The sequence below is a fragment of the Streptomyces sp. NBC_00328 genome, from assembly GCF_036139655.1.
Lineage (GTDB): Bacteria > Actinomycetota > Actinomycetes > Streptomycetales > Streptomycetaceae > Streptomyces.
This window is the reverse complement of the sequence record NZ_CP108013.1, coordinates 2,102,423-2,117,282: the sequence shown is the minus strand read 5'-3', so window position 1 is coordinate 2,117,282 and position 14,860 is coordinate 2,102,423. Positions and strand designations below refer to the sequence as shown.

17 protein-coding genes are annotated in these 14,860 nt (G+C 71.5%); 9 read left to right on the top strand and 8 right to left on the bottom strand.

Annotation, left to right across the window (positions count from 1 at the left end; translation table 11 throughout):
- Positions 1 to 137: 137 nt before the first annotated feature.
- Positions 138 to 575 carry a DUF4442 domain-containing protein gene (locus tag OG485_RS09190; RefSeq protein ID WP_328674289.1) on the top strand — a complete coding sequence of 146 codons (438 nt, stop codon included), beginning with the start codon at positions 138 to 140 and terminating at the stop codon, positions 573 to 575.
- Between the two features lie 440 nt (positions 576 to 1,015).
- Positions 1,016 to 1,375 carry a hypothetical protein gene (locus tag OG485_RS09185; protein ID WP_328665691.1) on the top strand — a complete coding sequence of 120 codons (360 nt, stop codon included), beginning with the start codon at positions 1,016 to 1,018 and terminating at the stop codon, positions 1,373 to 1,375.
- A gap of 55 nt (positions 1,376 to 1,430) precedes the next feature.
- On the opposite strand, the gene OG485_RS09180 is transcribed toward OG485_RS09185, so the two are convergent.
- The gene (locus OG485_RS09180) at positions 1,431 to 1,835 is read right to left on the bottom strand and encodes a PaaI family thioesterase (protein ID WP_328665690.1); all 405 of its coding nucleotides are present in this window, start codon (positions 1,833 to 1,835) and stop codon (positions 1,431 to 1,433) included.
- A 240-nt stretch (positions 1,836 to 2,075) separates the two neighbouring features.
- Here OG485_RS09180 and OG485_RS09175 point away from each other — a divergent pair, with 240 nt between their 5' ends.
- From OG485_RS09175 to OG485_RS09165, 3 genes are all read left to right on the top strand, one after another.
- Positions 2,076 to 3,938: a LamG-like jellyroll fold domain-containing protein gene (locus OG485_RS09175; RefSeq protein WP_328665689.1), complete on the top strand. Its 1,863-nt coding sequence runs from the start codon at positions 2,076 to 2,078 to the stop codon at positions 3,936 to 3,938.
- 103 nt (positions 3,939 to 4,041) lie between these two features.
- Positions 4,042 to 5,091 carry an NAD-dependent epimerase/dehydratase family protein gene (locus tag OG485_RS09170; protein WP_328665688.1) on the top strand — a complete coding sequence of 350 codons (1,050 nt, stop codon included), beginning with the start codon at positions 4,042 to 4,044 and terminating at the stop codon, positions 5,089 to 5,091.
- Between the two features lie 134 nt (positions 5,092 to 5,225).
- Positions 5,226 to 5,876, top strand: a complete 651-nt coding sequence (locus OG485_RS09165) for a DedA family protein (protein ID WP_328665687.1) — start codon at positions 5,226 to 5,228, stop codon at positions 5,874 to 5,876.
- 6 nt (positions 5,877 to 5,882) lie between these two features.
- On the opposite strand, the gene OG485_RS09160 is transcribed toward OG485_RS09165, so the two are convergent.
- On the bottom strand, positions 5,883 to 6,413 hold the full coding sequence (locus OG485_RS09160; protein WP_328454854.1) for a gamma carbonic anhydrase family protein: 531 nt from the start codon (positions 6,411 to 6,413) through the stop codon (positions 5,883 to 5,885).
- 142 nt (positions 6,414 to 6,555) lie between these two features.
- On the opposite strand from OG485_RS09160, the gene OG485_RS09155 reads away from it, so the two are divergent.
- Positions 6,556 to 7,374, top strand: a complete 819-nt coding sequence (locus tag OG485_RS09155) for an acyltransferase (protein WP_328665685.1) — start codon at positions 6,556 to 6,558, stop codon at positions 7,372 to 7,374.
- A gap of 84 nt (positions 7,375 to 7,458) precedes the next feature.
- On the opposite strand, the gene OG485_RS09150 is transcribed toward OG485_RS09155, so the two are convergent.
- Positions 7,459 to 8,316 carry a DMT family transporter gene (locus OG485_RS09150; RefSeq protein WP_328665684.1) on the bottom strand — a complete coding sequence of 286 codons (858 nt, stop codon included), beginning with the start codon at positions 8,314 to 8,316 and terminating at the stop codon, positions 7,459 to 7,461.
- 92 nt (positions 8,317 to 8,408) lie between these two features.
- On the opposite strand from OG485_RS09150, the gene OG485_RS09145 reads away from it, so the two are divergent.
- Together OG485_RS09145 and OG485_RS09140 are read left to right on the top strand one after the other, a co-directional pair.
- Positions 8,409 to 8,981 (top strand): helix-turn-helix domain-containing protein, encoded by a 573-nt coding sequence (locus OG485_RS09145; protein WP_328665682.1) that lies wholly within the window; start codon positions 8,409 to 8,411, stop codon positions 8,979 to 8,981.
- Between the two features lie 131 nt (positions 8,982 to 9,112).
- Positions 9,113 to 9,673, top strand: coding sequence for a YbaK/EbsC family protein (locus OG485_RS09140; protein WP_328665681.1), 561 nt, complete (start codon positions 9,113 to 9,115; stop codon positions 9,671 to 9,673).
- 105 nt (positions 9,674 to 9,778) lie between these two features.
- Here the strand turns inward: OG485_RS09140 and OG485_RS09135 are convergent, their stop codons facing one another.
- On the bottom strand, positions 9,779 to 11,071 hold the full coding sequence (locus OG485_RS09135) for a cation diffusion facilitator family transporter (RefSeq protein ID WP_328665679.1): 1,293 nt from the start codon (positions 11,069 to 11,071) through the stop codon (positions 9,779 to 9,781).
- A gap of 61 nt (positions 11,072 to 11,132) precedes the next feature.
- Here OG485_RS09135 and OG485_RS09130 point away from each other — a divergent pair, with 61 nt between their 5' ends.
- The gene (locus OG485_RS09130) at positions 11,133 to 11,492 is read left to right on the top strand and encodes an ArsR/SmtB family transcription factor (RefSeq protein WP_326789076.1); all 360 of its coding nucleotides are present in this window, start codon (positions 11,133 to 11,135) and stop codon (positions 11,490 to 11,492) included.
- Positions 11,493 to 11,529: 37 nt separating this feature from the next.
- Here OG485_RS09130 and ppk2 read toward each other — a convergent pair whose 3' ends face one another.
- From ppk2 to OG485_RS09110, 4 genes are all read right to left on the bottom strand, one after another.
- Positions 11,530 to 12,465, bottom strand: coding sequence for a polyphosphate kinase 2 (gene ppk2, locus OG485_RS09125; RefSeq protein ID WP_328665677.1), 936 nt, complete (start codon positions 12,463 to 12,465; stop codon positions 11,530 to 11,532).
- Positions 12,466 to 12,836: 371 nt separating this feature from the next.
- Positions 12,837 to 13,277, bottom strand: coding sequence for a GNAT family N-acetyltransferase (locus tag OG485_RS09120; protein ID WP_328665675.1), 441 nt, complete (start codon positions 13,275 to 13,277; stop codon positions 12,837 to 12,839).
- 97 nt (positions 13,278 to 13,374) lie between these two features.
- Positions 13,375 to 13,782, bottom strand: coding sequence for a CoA-binding protein (locus OG485_RS09115; RefSeq protein WP_328665673.1), 408 nt, complete (start codon positions 13,780 to 13,782; stop codon positions 13,375 to 13,377).
- Positions 13,783 to 13,804: 22 nt separating this feature from the next.
- Positions 13,805 to 14,677, bottom strand: a complete 873-nt coding sequence (locus OG485_RS09110) for an alpha/beta fold hydrolase (protein WP_328674288.1) — start codon at positions 14,675 to 14,677, stop codon at positions 13,805 to 13,807.
- Positions 14,678 to 14,860 lie beyond the last annotated feature (183 nt).

The following is a 14,860-nucleotide window of genomic DNA, read 5'->3' as shown; positions in this document are numbered from 1 at the left end:
GCCCACCGCGGTGCCGACCGGAGTGCCGACCGGAGTGCGGCTCCGGCCCTTGGCGCCGTCCCGGCTTCGATGCCGTGCGGAGGGGCTGGCCAAGGATTGCTACTCATGGGTAACCTCGCGGTATGAGCGCAGACCAGATGACGATCGGCGAGATGCTCGCCGCGACCGTGCCGATGGCCCGGACCCTGAACCTCGACTTCGTGGAGACCACTCCGGAGAAGGCCGTCGTGGCGCTCCCGGACCAGGGCGACTTCCACAACCATGTCGGCGGACCGCACGCCGGAGCCATGTTCACGCTGGGGGAGTCGGCGAGCGGGGCCATCGTGCTTGCCGCCTTCGGGGACCAGCTCTCCCGCGCCGTGCCGCTCGCGGTCAGCGCCGAGATCGCGTACAAGAAGCTCGCGATGGGCCCCGTCACGGCCACCGCCACGCTCGGGCGGCCCGCCGCCGACGTCGTCGCCGAGCTCGACGCCGGTCAGCGCCCCGAGTTCCCGGTCGCCGTCGCCATCCAGCGCGGCGACGGCGCGGTGACCGGCGAGATGACCGTCGTCTGGACCCTCCGCCCGAACGGCTGATCCGCCGGCCTGCGAAATCCTGGCTCCCTTGAGGTTCACGACGAGCCTCAGGGGGCGGCCAGGGTGACCTTCTACGGACCGACTGCGAGCCCCCGTCCATCGCGGCGCGCCCTCGGCCGTCCGTCCTGGGCGTCATATGCGCAGAGATCCGCACGTTCCTCGTTTCGGTGCAACCCGGCCAACCGGCAGCCGGAGCCGCTCCACCGTCGCTAGTGCCGCGACAGGCAACGTTCGCCCCGTCGCGACTCCCGGCACGCTCCCCCAAGCTCTTCGAGCAGGGGGGACCCCCACTCGCCGCACCGGCCGAAAGCCCAAGTACATCCAGTACGAGGACTTCCGGCCGGCACGCCGAGAGCACGCACCGGGCGCCGCTCCTTGACGGGCGAACGTTGCCTGCCGGGGCACTAGCATCCCCAATCCGCACAACCTTGGGGACAGCCATGACGAACCAGTTGCCGCCGATGCCCGACACCCCGCCCCCCGTCGTACCGAAGCCGACCGCGACGAAGCGCCGCAACCTGATCCTGGTCGCCGCCGTCACAGGCGCCCTCGCCGTCGGCGGAAGCGTTTACTGGATCAGCCGGCCGTCTTACGACGACATCGTCAAGGGATGCCAGAGAGCCCTCGTCGCTCAGTACCAGGCGGATGGGAGAGGCAAGCCCTCCGCCTGTGACGGCGTGAAGGGCGACGACTACGACGTGCTCGTCGTCAACGCGGCCATGGGCAACCTCGGCTGGCTCGACGACGACGGCAACTTCGACAAGGACAAGGTGCTCGAGGGCACGCTCGACCAGCCGTAGCTCACCCGGAGACGTCAGTATGGGCGATCGGGGCCCTGAACCGGCGGGTGCCCGTTCAGCCGCGCGGCACTCGTATGCTCACCGTCTGGGTGACCCGGGTGCAGAGCCGGTGGCTGTCGTCCTCGATGTCGCATTCCACGACCGCCGTGTCGCGTCCCACCCGCAGCACGCGGGCCTTCGCATGCGCGGCTCCCTCGCGTACCGGCCGCAGGAAGTGCGTGGTCGAGGTGGTGGTGGCCGGGACCGCGCCCGCGGGGCCGTTCAGCGCGGCGCACACCGCCGAGGCGACGTCGGCCAGGCCCATCAGCGCACCCCCGTGCAACCCGCCTCCCACGGTGGACAGTTCGGGCACGAAATCGAGTTCGGCGTCCACTCCCTCGGCGGACAGAGCCGTGAAGCGAACGCCCAGGGTCCTGGCGTAGGGGGCCATCGCGTAGATGTCGTCGGCGGTCACGGTCACATCGGGCTCCTTGTGGGAACGGCGGGACGCAAGTCGGTGATCCTTTCTATCAACTCCCTTGCCTCCAGGGGGAGTTCCGGCGGTGCGGAGAGTGTGTGCGATCCGGTCGTCCGCCGCGCCGGCGTGCCGGACGCCAATCGTGCGGCGATCACAACGCGTCGTTCAGCTCACTGCCACCGCCCGGTCATGGCCGGTCACCAGCGTGCCCCCTGACACCGATCCCGCTCACCTGGAGGGCACATGGGCACGGCAGGACAGCAGAACGGGCCGGACAGACGGGCGTTGCTGCGCGCGGCGGTCACCGTCCCGGCGGCCGGCGCGGCGACGGCGGCCTTCACGACGGCCCCGGCACGGGCCGCGACCACGGGCGGGGGAGGCCGGTTCGACACCGAGAGCCCGCGCTTCGCGCTGGCCGTGCTTCCCGACACGCAGTACCTCTTCGACGCCGACAGCGCGGACCCGGAGCCGCTGCGGGAGACCTTCCGGTACCTCGTGGTGGAGCGGGCCGAGGCCAACATCGCCTTCATGACGCACCTCGGCGATGTCACCGAACACGGCACCGGGGACGAGATCGGACGCGCCGCCGACACCTTCCGCACCCTCCACGGCAAGATCCCCTACAGCGTCCTGGCCGGCAACCACGACATTCCCTCGTCCACCGACGACCAGCGCGGAGCCACGGCCTACCTGGCCGCGTTCGGCCCCGAGCGCTACGCCTCCATGCCCACCTTCCGCGGTGCCTCTCCCGACGGCTACAACAGCTACCACGTGCTGCGCGCCGCCGGCCGGGAGTGGCTGGTGCTCGCCCTGGACTGGCGGGTGTCGGACAAGGGGCTGCGCTGGGCCCAGGGTGTCCTGGACGCCCATCCGACGCTTCCCGCCGTCCTCACCACACACGACATCGCGTGGTCGGACGACGACGGAAAGGCCCGGCTCTCCGACAACGGCAAGCGCCTGTGGGACGGGCTCGTCCGGGGCAACGACCAGATCTTCCTCGCCCTCGGCGGCCACTACTGGCCGCCCGGGCGCACGGTCCTGACCAACGACGACGACAACGATGTCCACGTCCACGTCACCAACTACCAGGACCGCTACTACGGCGGCGCCGGGATGATCCGCACCTACTCCTTCGACCTGGCCAGGGGCGTCGTCGACGTCGAGACGTTCGCGCCGTGGTTCCTCGCCCGCGACCCGGAGAAGAGGACCCCGCTGGAGGCCGAGACGATCGAACTGACCGGCCCTGCCGACCGGTTCAGCCTGAGCATCGACTTCGACGAGCGTTTCGAGGGCTTCGCGCCCGTCGTCCCGCCGAAGCCGCGCCCGGCCTCCGCGGTGATGCCGCACGGCACGGTGGCCTACTGGCGCTTCGACGACTCCGGGACGGCGCCGGGCGCTCCCGTCGAGGACGGCACGGTCGTACGGGACCTCACGGGCCACGGCAACGACCTGACCGTGAGCCGGCTGCACGGGAGCGGCCCGGCCGTCCTGACCTGGTCGGCGGACCACCATCCGGGCCAGCCCGCCCACGCCAGCCTCCGCTTCGACGGCGGGAAGAGCCCCGACCGCGGCGCCATCCTCACGACGCGCGCCGGGGCCGCCCTGAACAGTGCGAGGTTCACCCGGGGCTACACCATCGAGACGTTCATCAAACTGCCGGATCCCTTCGAGGGCGACCACGCCTGGATGGGCATCCTGAGCTGGGAGGGCCGCAACGGGGACGCGGGCAAGACGACCGGCTGGTCTCCGCTGGAGCCCACCTGCAGCCTCAATCTGTCGCCGGAGCGGTTCCTGCAGTTCGTCGTGTATCCCGAGCGGCAGGACGCCGACCCGACCTCGTGGAGCCACGCGCTCCCGGTGGGCCGCTGGACCCATGTCGCGGTCGTGAACGACGGCCGCCGCACCGTGCTCCACGTCGACGGCTCGAAGATCGCCCGCAACCCCGCGCAGCCGTCCACCGGGATCGCGACGCTCGGCAAGCCCTTCGTCATCGGTGCCACCCAGTTCGACGAGAGCTTCGGTCAGGGCTTCTACGGCTGGATCGGTGACACCCGCGTCGTCGACCGCGCCCTGCCGGTACGGGACTTTCTCAAGCCTCCGTCCTAGAGCATCTGTTCCCTTCCGGCCGTCCATGCCCGACTCTGGCCATCGGGCGGTGCGCGCACCGCCCGACAGCCGGAGCGGGGTACCGGGATCGAGGAGTGCGAGCGTGGGTGTACGCGGGCGGGGTGCCGTTCTGGTGACCGGTGGCAGCGGGTTCGTCGGAAGCCATCTGGTGCGGCGGCTGCTGGAACGGGGCTACCGGGTCCACACCACCGTACGGACGACCGCGAACACGGCGAAGGTGTCGCCGCTCCGGGAGATGCAGGAGGCCTTTCCCGGCAGGCTCACGCTGTTCGAGGCGGATCTGCTGGCCGACGGGTCCTTCGACGCGGCGATGAGCGGCTGCGGCGTGGTCTTCCACGTGGCGTCGCCGTTCCTGATGCCGGAGAAGATCAAGGACGGCCGCCGGGACATGGTCGACCCGGCGCTGCTCGGCACACGCAACGTGCTGGCCGGGGTGGAACGGACACCGACGGTCGGGAAACTCGTCCTCACCTCCACCGTCGGCGCGATCTTCGGCGACTACGCCGACGTCCGGAGCATGGACGGCGGTGTCCTGTCGGAGAAGTACTTCAACACCACCAGCACGGTCGAGAACAACCCGTACCACTACGCGAAGACGCTCGCGGAACGCGCGGCCTGGGAGGCGGAGGCGGCCCAGGACCGCTGGCGCCTGGTGTCCGTCAACCCCGGTCTGGTCCTCGGCCCGTCGCTCACCCCCGCGTCGCAATCCGGCAGCCTGTTCCTGCTGGACGAACTGTTCAAGGGCTACTTCTTCTACGGCGCACCCGATTTCAGCTTCACCACGGCGGACGTCCGCGAGGTCGCGGACGCCCACATCGCGGCGGCGGAGCACGACGGCGCCAAGGGCCGGTACATCGTGGCGGCCGAGACGATGACGTCCTTCCACGACATGGCACGCGTCATCCGCGGCCGGTACCCCCGAGCCCTCCGGCTGCCCCGCACCGCGCTCCCGCACTGGCCGGTCCGCGTCCTCGGCCCGGCGTTCGGACTGACCCAGGACTACATCCGCAAGCACCTCGGCATCCGGTTCCGCGTGGACAACAGCCGCAGCGTGCGGGAACTGGGGATCACCTACCGACCGGTCGGGGAGACCCTGCTCGACCACTACGAGAGCTGGAGGCGGCGGACGTGACGAGTCCCACGTCCGGGCCGCTGTTCAGGACGAGCAGGTAGTCTCTTTGGCGGGCGCTCCGGGGAAGCGCACCTCGGTGATCACGCGAAACGCGGTCGCCCGGGTCACGTACACCGAAACGGGAGGAAGCGGCGTTGCACGTCCAGGACTGGCTCGAGACGGTGCCTGCGGTCAGTATCTACGCGCTCGTGGCCCTGGTCATCGGCCTGGAGAGCCTGGGTATCCCGCTGCCCGGGGAGATCGTCCTGGTCTCGGCGGCGCTGCTGTCCTCGCAGCACGGCGGCATCAACCCCGTCGTGCTCGGCGTGTGCGCCAGCCTCGGGGCGATCATCGGCGACTCCATCGGCTACGCCATCGGCCGCAAGGGCGGACGCCCGCTGCTCGCCTGGCTCGGCGCGAAGTTCCCCAGACACTTCGGCGAGGCCCATGTCGCCACGGCCGAGCGTTCCTTCCAGAAGTGGGGCATGTGGGCCGTCTTCTTCGGCCGCTTCATCGCCCTGCTGCGGATCTTCGCGGGACCGCTCGCCGGTGTGCTGCGGATGCCGTACTGGAAGTTCCTGATCGCCAACGTCCTCGGCGGCATCATCTGGGCCGGCGGCACCACCGCCGTCATCTACTACGTGGGAGTCGTCGCCGAGTCCTGGCTGAAGCGCTTCTCGTACCTCGGCCTGGTCGCCGCGGTGCTCGTCGGTCTCGCCTCGATGCTGCTCGTCCGCCGCAAGGCCAAGCAGACCGCGACGGAGCACGCCACGGCGGAGACGGATCCCGTCCCCGCCGCCGAGTAGAGCGGTCTACTCGTGGATCTCGCGGTGCGCCTTCGCCAGTTCCACGTAGAAGACGCCGTTCAGCGAGAGACCCTCGCGTTCCTCGTCGGTCAGCGGGCGCTTGACCTTGGCGGGGACACCCGCGACGAGTGAGCCCGGCGGGACCCGCATTCCCTGCGGCACCAGTGCCTGCGCGGCCACCAGCGAGCCGGCCCCGATCACGGCCCCGTTGAGCACCGTGGCCCCCATGCCGATCAGACAGTCGTCCTCCACGGTGGCGCCGTGCAGGACGGCGTTGTGGCCGACCGAGACCCGCTCCCCGACGGTGATGGGGAATCCGGGGTCCACATGCAGACTGCAGTTGTCCTGCACATTGCTGCCGGCGCCGATGACGATCGGGCCGCAGTCGGCGCGCAGCACCGCGCCGTACCAGACACTCGCGCCCGCCCCCAGCGTGACGTCTCCGATGACCACGGAGGTGGGGGAGACGAACGCCTCCTCGTCCAGCTGCGGATCCTTGCCGCCGATCCCCTTGATCAGCGCCTGATGCGTCGTCACCGTGTCACCGTCTCGTCGTCTCGTGGTCCGGCCCTCTGAGTACACCGGCACCGTATGCCATCGCCCCCGGGTACCTCCGGTGGGGCGAAGATCACAGGCGCCCGGCCGCGTCCACATGTCCCGCGCTGAGTACCGTGAGCGGGTGTCCAGGAGCAAGAACACGTTCTCATCATGGCGGCGACGCCTCGCGCAGCGCGCCGTCCACGCGGGCTGGGCCTGGGTGCGGCGCGCGGGTACGGTCTCGGCCGAGCGGCCGGGCCGCTTCCGCTTCGGTGCCATAGGGGAGAACACCAGGCTGGCCTTCCCCCTGGGCACGGTCTTCGGCGAACCCTGGATCCACCTCGGCTCGTACTGCATCGTCGCCGAGCAGGTCACGCTGACCGCGGGCCTGATGCCCGATCTGGACCTCGGTCCCGACCCGATCCTGCGCATCGGGGACGGCGTGGTGCTCGGCCGCGGCAGCCATGTCATCGCCGACACGACGGTCACGATCGGCAGCGACTGCTACTTCGGGCCCTATGTGTACGTCACGTCCACGAACCACTCGTACGACGATCCGCACGAGCCCATCGGCAAGCAGTGGCCGCGGATGGAGCCCGTGGAGATCGGCCCCGGCTGCTGGATCGGGACCGGTGCGGTGATCCTTCCCGGGGCGCGGATCGGACGGAACGTCGTGGTCGCCGCGGGTGCGGTGGTGCGCGGTTCGGTGCCGGACCACTCCGTCGTCGCCGGAGCGCCCGCGAAGGTCGTCCGGCGCTGGGACCCGGTCGCCGGATGGCAGCCGCCGCTGCGCACACCGCCGCCGGTGCCCATCCCCGACGGGGTGACCCCCGAACAGCTCCAGGCGCTCGCGGAACTGGACGAGGAGACCGTCGCGCGGCTCGCCGAGCTGGACCTCGACCCGCGGGACGCGGCCGGGGACGTGCACGCGCAGTCGGGGGACGTCCGCGCCGAGTCCTGACCGCGGAGCGGCGGACGGGCCGCGGTCCCGGCGGTGCGTTCCGACGGCGCGTCCCGGCGGTGCGTCCCGACGCCCGGAGCCGGCTCAGCCGGTCGCCAGCAGGACCGTGCCGACCAGCGCCAGCGCCGCTCCGGTGGCCTGCACCCCTCGCAGCCGTTCCCTGAGGACGCCACGCGCGGCCAGGGCCGTGACCACCGGGTAGAGCGAGGCGAGGACGGCGGCGACGGTGACCGGGCCGTGCTGGGCGGCGACCGAGTACGTGCCGTTGGCCGCGACGTCGGCCAGGCCCACGAAGGCGAGTGCGGGCAGGGAGGCCCAGGGGAAGCCGCCCTCGGGAAGGGCCGCGGCGCCGCGCCGGACGGAGAAGGCCAGAGCCGCGCCGCCGGTGACGACATTCGTCAGGCGCTGCACGAACAGTGCCAGGAAGAGCCCGGTGACCGACGACGAGGCTTCCGCGATCAGCGCGAACACCGTGCCGAAGCCGGCGGCCGCGATCAGGGTCAGCAGGATCGCCTGCCGCTGCACGGGCGCGCCCCGCAGCTGGGGCCCGCCGGCGAGGACGATCCCCGCGACGGCGACCGCGATGCCCGCGACCTGCGTCAGTCCCGGACGCTCCCCGAGGAACAGGCCGACGCCGATGGGGACGGCCACCGCCAGCGAGCCGAGCGGCGAGACCACGCCCATCGGCCCGAGCGCGAGCGCCTTGTAGAAGGAGAGCAGCGCGACCGGGCCCACCAGGCCCGCGGCGACCGCGAACCACAGCTGCGGTCCCGCCGCGCTCCAGCCGCCGGTGGCCAGGACGATCGCGCCGAGGACCACCGCGGCGATCGACTGGGACACGACGACCACCGTGAGAGCGGGGGTGCGCCGGGTCAGCAAGCCTCCGCCGAAGTCGGCCAGGCCCCACAGGAGGCTGGTGGCCAGGGCGAAGAGTGCTGTCACGGGGGCCTCGCAGTACAGTTCGGTGAACGATCAGGTGCATCACACGATAGTTCACCGGATTGAACTCTGTCATTCAAAATATTGGACGGAATGTGTCGGATCTCGACCTGCTGACTCAGTCCCTGGCGCGCAATGTGAAGCGCTGGCGCACCGAGCGGGGCTTCACCCTGGAGGCGCTCGCCGCTCGCGCCGGAGTCAGCCGTGGCATGCTCATCCAGATCGAGCAGGCCAGGACCAATCCCAGCCTGGGTACCGTCGTCAAGATCGGGGACGCGCTCGGCGTCAGCATCACCACCCTCCTCGACTACGAGCAGGGGCCCCGGGTCCGGATCGTCCCCTCCGACCAGGCCGTACGGCTGTGGCACACCGAAGCGGGCAGCTACAACCGGCTGCTGGCCGGCACCGAGGCGCCCGGCCCGCTGGAGATGTGGGACTGGCGGCTCATGCCGGGCGAGGGCAGCCCCTCCGACCCGCACCCCTCCGGCACCGTCGAACTCGTGCATGTCATCTCGGGCGACCTGACCCTGACCGTCGACGGCGTCGAGCACCGCGTCCCCGAGGGGGCGAGCGCCTCGTTCGAGGCCGACACCCCGCACACGTACGCCAACAAGGGCGAGGTCCCGGTCGAGATGGTCATGGCCGTGTCGGTCCCGCTCGTGCACTGAGGCCCGGCGCCGCTCGGTCCGCCTCTGACGGGGCCTGTCCCGGCGTCGCTCGGTCCGCCCCGGACGGGCCGGTCCCGGCGGGCGCGGCGGCTTCCCGCCGGGCGGGTCCGCGGGGCTGTTAGCGTGCCGTCATGCGCGCACCCATCGGACACTTCGACCTTGCCTTCCCGGCCCCCGACCGCCTGGACGACCTCGTCAGCCCCGTCGCCGACGCGGTGCGCGGGTGGCGCGGTGGCACCCCCGCCGAGCAGATCGTCTACGTCGAGACGGACCCCGAGTGGGCCGACACCGCCGTCTTCGTCGAGCACTACGGCAAGGAGCTGCTCGACACGTCCGCCAACTGCGTGGTCGTCGCGGGCAAGCGGGGCGGCGAGACCACGCTCGCCGCGTGTGTCGTACTGTCCGCCACCCGTGTCGACGTCAACGGCGTCGTACGGCGTCAACTGGGCGCCCGGAAGGCCTCGTTCGCCCCGATGGACCTCGCGACCGGCGAGACCGGCATGGAGTACGGCGGCATCACCCCCGTCGGACTCCCGGGCGACTGGCCGGTGTTGGTCGACTCGGCCGTCGTCGAGCTGCCGTACGTACTGGTGGGCAGCGGCCGTCGGCGCGGCAAACTCCTGGTGCCGGGCAAGGCGTTCACGGAGCTGCCGAACGCGGTGGTCCTGGAGGGCCTGGGCATCGCCGGATGACGCACGTCCGCCCGTGAGGCGTGCCTGCCCGGCGGGTCCGCCGACCGTCGTCGGCGAAGCGGGGTCTCTGCCGTGTGCGGGATCCGGCCGGGTGGCGTCGTCCGTTCACGCGGCGGCGTGATGCGCCAGCGTCCGGTGCGGGTCCGCCTCGCCGGGTGCCGGGGCCGGATCGGCGTGGACCAGGGCGGCGGTCAGCCTCGGGACGGCGTGCAGCAGGGCGTGTTCGGCGTCCACGGCGATGGCGTGGGCCTGGCGAACGGTCGCCTCGCCGTCCACCACCACCGCCACCTCGGCGCGCAGCCTGTGCCCGATCCAGCGCAGCCGCAGTTCCCCCACGTCGCGCACGCCTTCGACCCGCCGCAGTGCCTCCTCGGCCCGGTCCACCAACTCCGGCTCCACGGCGTCCATCACGCGCCGGAAGACCTCCCTGGCGGCATCGCGCAGCACCAGCAGGATCGCGGCGGTGATCGCCAGCCCCACCAGCGGGTCGGCGAGTTGCCACCCGAGGGCCGCGCCGGCCGCGCCCACCAGTACGGCGAGTGAGGTGAACCCGTCGGTACGGGCGTGGAGTCCGTCCGCGACCAGAGCGGCCGAGCCGATCTCGCGCCCGACGCGGATGCGGTACCGGGCGACCCACTCGTTGCCGGCGAAGCCGATGAGCGCGGCGATCGCGACCGCCGGGAGGTGCCGCACGGGCTGGGGATCGAGCAGCCGGCCGACCGCCGCCCAGGCCGCGAAGGCGCCGGAGGCCGCGATCGTCAGCACGATCACGATGCCCGCCAGGTCCTCCGCCCGCCCGTAGCCGTAGGTGAAGCTCCGTGTCGCAGCGCGGCGGCCCAGAGTGAAGGCGATTCCCAGCGGCAGGGCGGTCAGCGCGTCGGCCGCGTTGTGAACGGTGTCGCCGAGCAGCGCGACCGACGCCGACAGCACGACAACGGCCGCCTGCGCCACGGCCGTTGTGCCGAGGACGGCCAGAGAGACCCACAGCGCCCGCATGCCCCGGGCCGACGCCTCCAGCGCGGAGTCGAGCTTGTCCGCCGTTTCGTGGGAGTGCGGGGTGAGGAGATGGCGCAGCCGGCTCCGGTGGCCGTGCGGGTGACTGTGGCCCCCCGGACGCGTACCCGCGTGCGGCCGGCCCGGGGGGTGCGCGTGGGTGTGGCCCGTGCCGTGGCCGTCCTCGTCGTCGTGAGCGTGCCCGTTCCCGTCCGGGTGCGGGTGGCTGTGACGGTGTGCCCGCCCGCCGGTGCCCTCGCCCCCGTGGCTGCTGCTGCCGCCGTGGTCGCTGCGGTGACTGCCGTTGCTGCCGCCGTGGTCGCCGCCGTCGCCGCCGCGACCTTCCCCGTGGTGATGGCCGTGGCCGCCGTCCCCGTGATGGTCGTGGCCGTGCCGCTCGTTCACGTGCGTCCCCTTCCGTGCGCGGGAGTGGACGCGCTGGTGTCCACGAGGCCATTATGTGCGTATGAGCGCACGCATGCACCTATCACCTGCGCACGATGCGCACCCGCGCACCCCTGGCGAGGAACAGTTCGCGCTCGCGGCCGAACTTCTCGCCCTCCTCGCCGACCGCACCCGACTTACGCTGCTGCACGCCCTGACCGGTGGCGAGGCCGATGTCACGACGCTGACCGAGAGGTGCGGAGCGGCCCGCCCGGCCGTCAGCCAGCACCTGGCCCGGCTCCGTCTCGCCGGGCTCGTCAACACGAGGAAGGAAGGACGCCGGGTGATCTACTCGCTCGGCGACGGTCATCTGCGCCGGGTGGTCGACGAGGCGCTGAGCCTGGCCGACCACCGGCTCTCCGACCGCCCGGCGCACGACTGAGGCCACGTGCAGCCGTGTCCGGGTGGGGGCGCGGCCGTCAGCGCGTGAGCGTGCCGTCGCCCGTGACCGCGTGGCCGGCCGCGGGCGTGGCGTCGTCCTCGCTCTCCTCGCCCTCCTCCAGCAGGTTCGCCGCCGCGCCCACGATGCTCGGGTCGGGGCTGCCGACCACCTCCTCGTCCTTGTCGGCGTAGGCGAAGCGGGCGAGGACACTGCGCATGGCCTCGACGCGGGCCCGCTTCTTGTCGTTGCTCTTCACCACGGACCATGGCGCCTGCGTGGTGTCCGTCTCACGGAACATCGCGACCTTGGCCGCCGTGTATTCGTCCCAGAGGTCCAGCGAGGCCAGGTCCATGGGGCTCAGTTTCCACTGCCGTACCGGGTCGACCTGGCGGATCGTGAAGCGGGTGCGCTGCTCACTCTGCGAGACCGAGAACCAGAACTTGACCAGGTCCACACCGTCGTCGACGAGCATCCGCTCGAAGGCCGGTGCCTGACGCATGAACCGCCGGTACTCGTCGTCGGTGCAGAAGCCCATGACCCGCTCCACGCCCGCCCGGTTGTACCAGGACCGGTCGAACATCACGATCTCGCCCGCGGTCGGCAGATGTTCCACGTACCGCTGGAAGTACCACTGCCCGCGCTCCCGCTCGGTCGGCTTCTCCAGCGCCACCACGCGCGCGCCGCGCGGGTTGAGATGCTCGGTGAACCGCTTGATCGTGCCGCCCTTGCCCGCCGCGTCGCGCCCCTCGAAGACGATGACGAGCCGTCGGCCGGTCTCCCTGATCCAGCTCTGCAGCTTCAGCAGCTCGATCTGCTGGAGCCGCTTGTGCCACTCGTACTCCTTGCGTTCCATTCGCTGCTCGTACGGGTAGTTCTCCCGCCAGGTGTCCACCGGGCTGCCGTCCGGCCGGATCAGTACGGGGTCGTCGTGGTCGGTGTAGTCCACCCGCATCCCTGTCAGCAGTTCCGTCATCCGGCCCTCCTCTTCCCGTGCTCCGATTGTCCGCCGATCACCTTGTTCATGCCGTTCCACCGGAATGACGGAACGGCCGGATGGATCCCGTACGCCACCACGGCCGCGCGGCCGGGGAAGCGCGCTGACGTGATGTGGTCCGTTCCTCGATGGAAGCAATCGGAGGCGTACGGCGGGAGAACCGGAGACGAAGGCGACGCGAGCCGGAGTCGAGATGCCCGCACGCACGAGGACCGCATGCCTCAACCATTGCGTGCCGCGCGTAGTTTGACGAGTCGTCAGACAGCTTGCCCGGGTGAAGCCGTACGGATGACGACGACAGGCGTGCCGGTTCTCGTCTCCGCGGACGGAACCCGGCTCGCCCGGGGCGCTCAGCCCAGTCTCAGGTCGACCCACTCGGCGGTCTCACCGGGGAGGACGTAGCGCTCGATCTCGGCGAAACCGTGTCGCCGGGCGAAGCGCAGTCCGTCCTCGTTGGCCGCGAGGACGACGGTCTCGATCACCCGGGCCCCCGACGAGCGAGCCTGTTCCAGGCCGCGTGTGTACAGCTCCCCGCCGAGACCCCGCCCGCGGTGCTCGGCCAGCACGCGCGCGATCACGGTCGCGGTCGCGCTGTCGCCGGTGGGCGGACGCACGGTCGTACAGCCCACGAGGACGTCGCCGAGGTAGGCGACCTCCAGGCGGTAGCGCCGGACGCGCTCGCGCACCTCGGCGAGCGACATCGCGGCGGGCGGGACGATCACGTTGTGGACGTGCCGCCAGTCCGCGAGGCGGGCCTCGTCGTCCGGCGATTCAATGCGAAGGATGGGCACCGGAGCAGGAAACCGGTGCGGGCCGCCCCCCGTCAACAGCGTCGGCCCGAGCCGCCGGCGGGCCCCGTCGGAAGCGGGGCCGCCCCACCCCGTCGCGTCAGCCCAGTCGCGGAATCTCGATGGCCGGGCAGCGGTCCATCACCATGTCGAGTCCGGCGGCACGCGTCCGCGCGTACGCGGCCTCGTCGATCACGTCGAGCTGGAACCAGACGGCCTTGGCGCCGATGGCGACCGCCTCGTCCGCGACCGGCCCGGCGAGGTGACTGTTCACGAAGACGTCGACGACATCGACCTCGAAGGGGATGTCCGCGAGAGAGGCGTACCCCTGTTCCCCGTGGACGGTCTCGGCGTTCGGGTGTACGGGCACGATCCGCTTGCCGTAGCGCTGGAGGACCTCGGCGACGCCGTGGGCCGCGCGGCGCTGGTTCGACGAGAGCCCGACGATCGCCCAGGTGCCGCCCTGCTCGGTCAGGATCCTGCGGATCGTCTCTGAGTCGCCGTACACGCTCGGCCTCCGGGGGTATCGGTCAGTGTCTGCCGTTCTCCTCAACGGTGAGCGGAGCGCGATGATTCCGCCCGCCGTCCGCTCGCAGATGGTCGAGCAGCAGACGGTTCAGTGTCTCGGGTGCCTCTTCCGGGATCCAGTGGCTGAGGCCGGGGAGGATCTCGAACCGGTACGGCCCGTCGACCCAACGTCCGGTCTCCTGTGCGGGACCCGGGCCGAAGGCGGTGTCCTCCGTGCTCCAGACGTACAGCGTGGGCACCTCGACGGAGCCGATCTCGCCGTCGGGGCGGCCCGACCGGTACCAGTTCAGTGCCGCGGTGAGGGCGCCCGGCCGGGACAGGTGGCGAACGTAGGCGTCGGCGCCGGCCTGCGGGACCTTTCCCGCGTAGAGCGCCCGAAGGAGCGCCGCGTCGTCGGCGAGCAGGCGGTTCTCGGTCGCGGGCGCCTCGCGCCAGTCCTTCATGTACTGGGACCGTGCGCGTTGGTCGTCGTCCGAGCGCAGAGCCTCGGCGAGGGCGCCCGGGTGCGGGGTGGAGACGACCGTCAGGGTGCGTACGCGGCCGGGATGGCCGGCGGCGGTCCACCAGGCCACCGCGCCGCCCCAGTCGTGACCGACCAGGTCGAACGTGGGCCAGCCCAGCTCCTCGGTGATCGCGACGACGTCCGCGACCAGGACGCCGATCCGATAGTCCTCGGCCCGCTCCGGGCGGACCCCGGGGGAGTAGCCGCGCTGGTCCGGCGCCACGACGCGGTAGCCCTCGGCGGCCAGCGCCGCGGTCTGCCGCCGCCAGGCCCGACCCGTCTGCGGGAAACCGTGCAGCAGCAGTACCGGGCGACCGTCGTGCGTACCCGCCGCGACGGCGTCGAACACACCGGCGGCGTTGGAGATACGCATGCCGTTCACGACCCACTCCTTCATACCGACTGGTCGGTCAGCCTTTCGGCGACGGAAGCGGATTGTCAAGGCCGCGCCCGCGTCCGTGCGACGAACGTCCGGTCCTGCCCCTCGAACCCGAACGGACCGTACGGCACCCGCTGTTCACGGTTGCCGTCACCCCGCCCACCGGCACCGCGGGCC

Coding starts and splice junctions, on each gene's coding strand:
- OG485_RS09190 (WP_328674289.1), top strand. CDS start 138: ATGACGATCGGCGAGATGCTCGCCGCGACCGTGCCGATGGCCCGGACC.
- OG485_RS09185 (WP_328665691.1), top strand. CDS start 1,016: ATGACGAACCAGTTGCCGCCGATGCCCGACACCCCGCCCCCCGTCGTA.
- OG485_RS09175 (WP_328665689.1), top strand. CDS start 2,076: ATGGGCACGGCAGGACAGCAGAACGGGCCGGACAGACGGGCGTTGCTG.
- OG485_RS09140 (WP_328665681.1), top strand. CDS start 9,113: ATGCGCGCACCCATCGGACACTTCGACCTTGCCTTCCCGGCCCCCGAC.
- OG485_RS09130 (WP_326789076.1), top strand. CDS start 11,133: ATGAGCGCACGCATGCACCTATCACCTGCGCACGATGCGCACCCGCGC.
- ppk2 (WP_328665677.1), bottom strand. CDS start 12,465: ATGACGGAACTGCTGACAGGGATGCGGGTGGACTACACCGACCACGAC.
- OG485_RS09110 (WP_328674288.1), bottom strand. CDS start 14,677: ATGCGTATCTCCAACGCCGCCGGTGTGTTCGACGCCGTCGCGGCGGGT.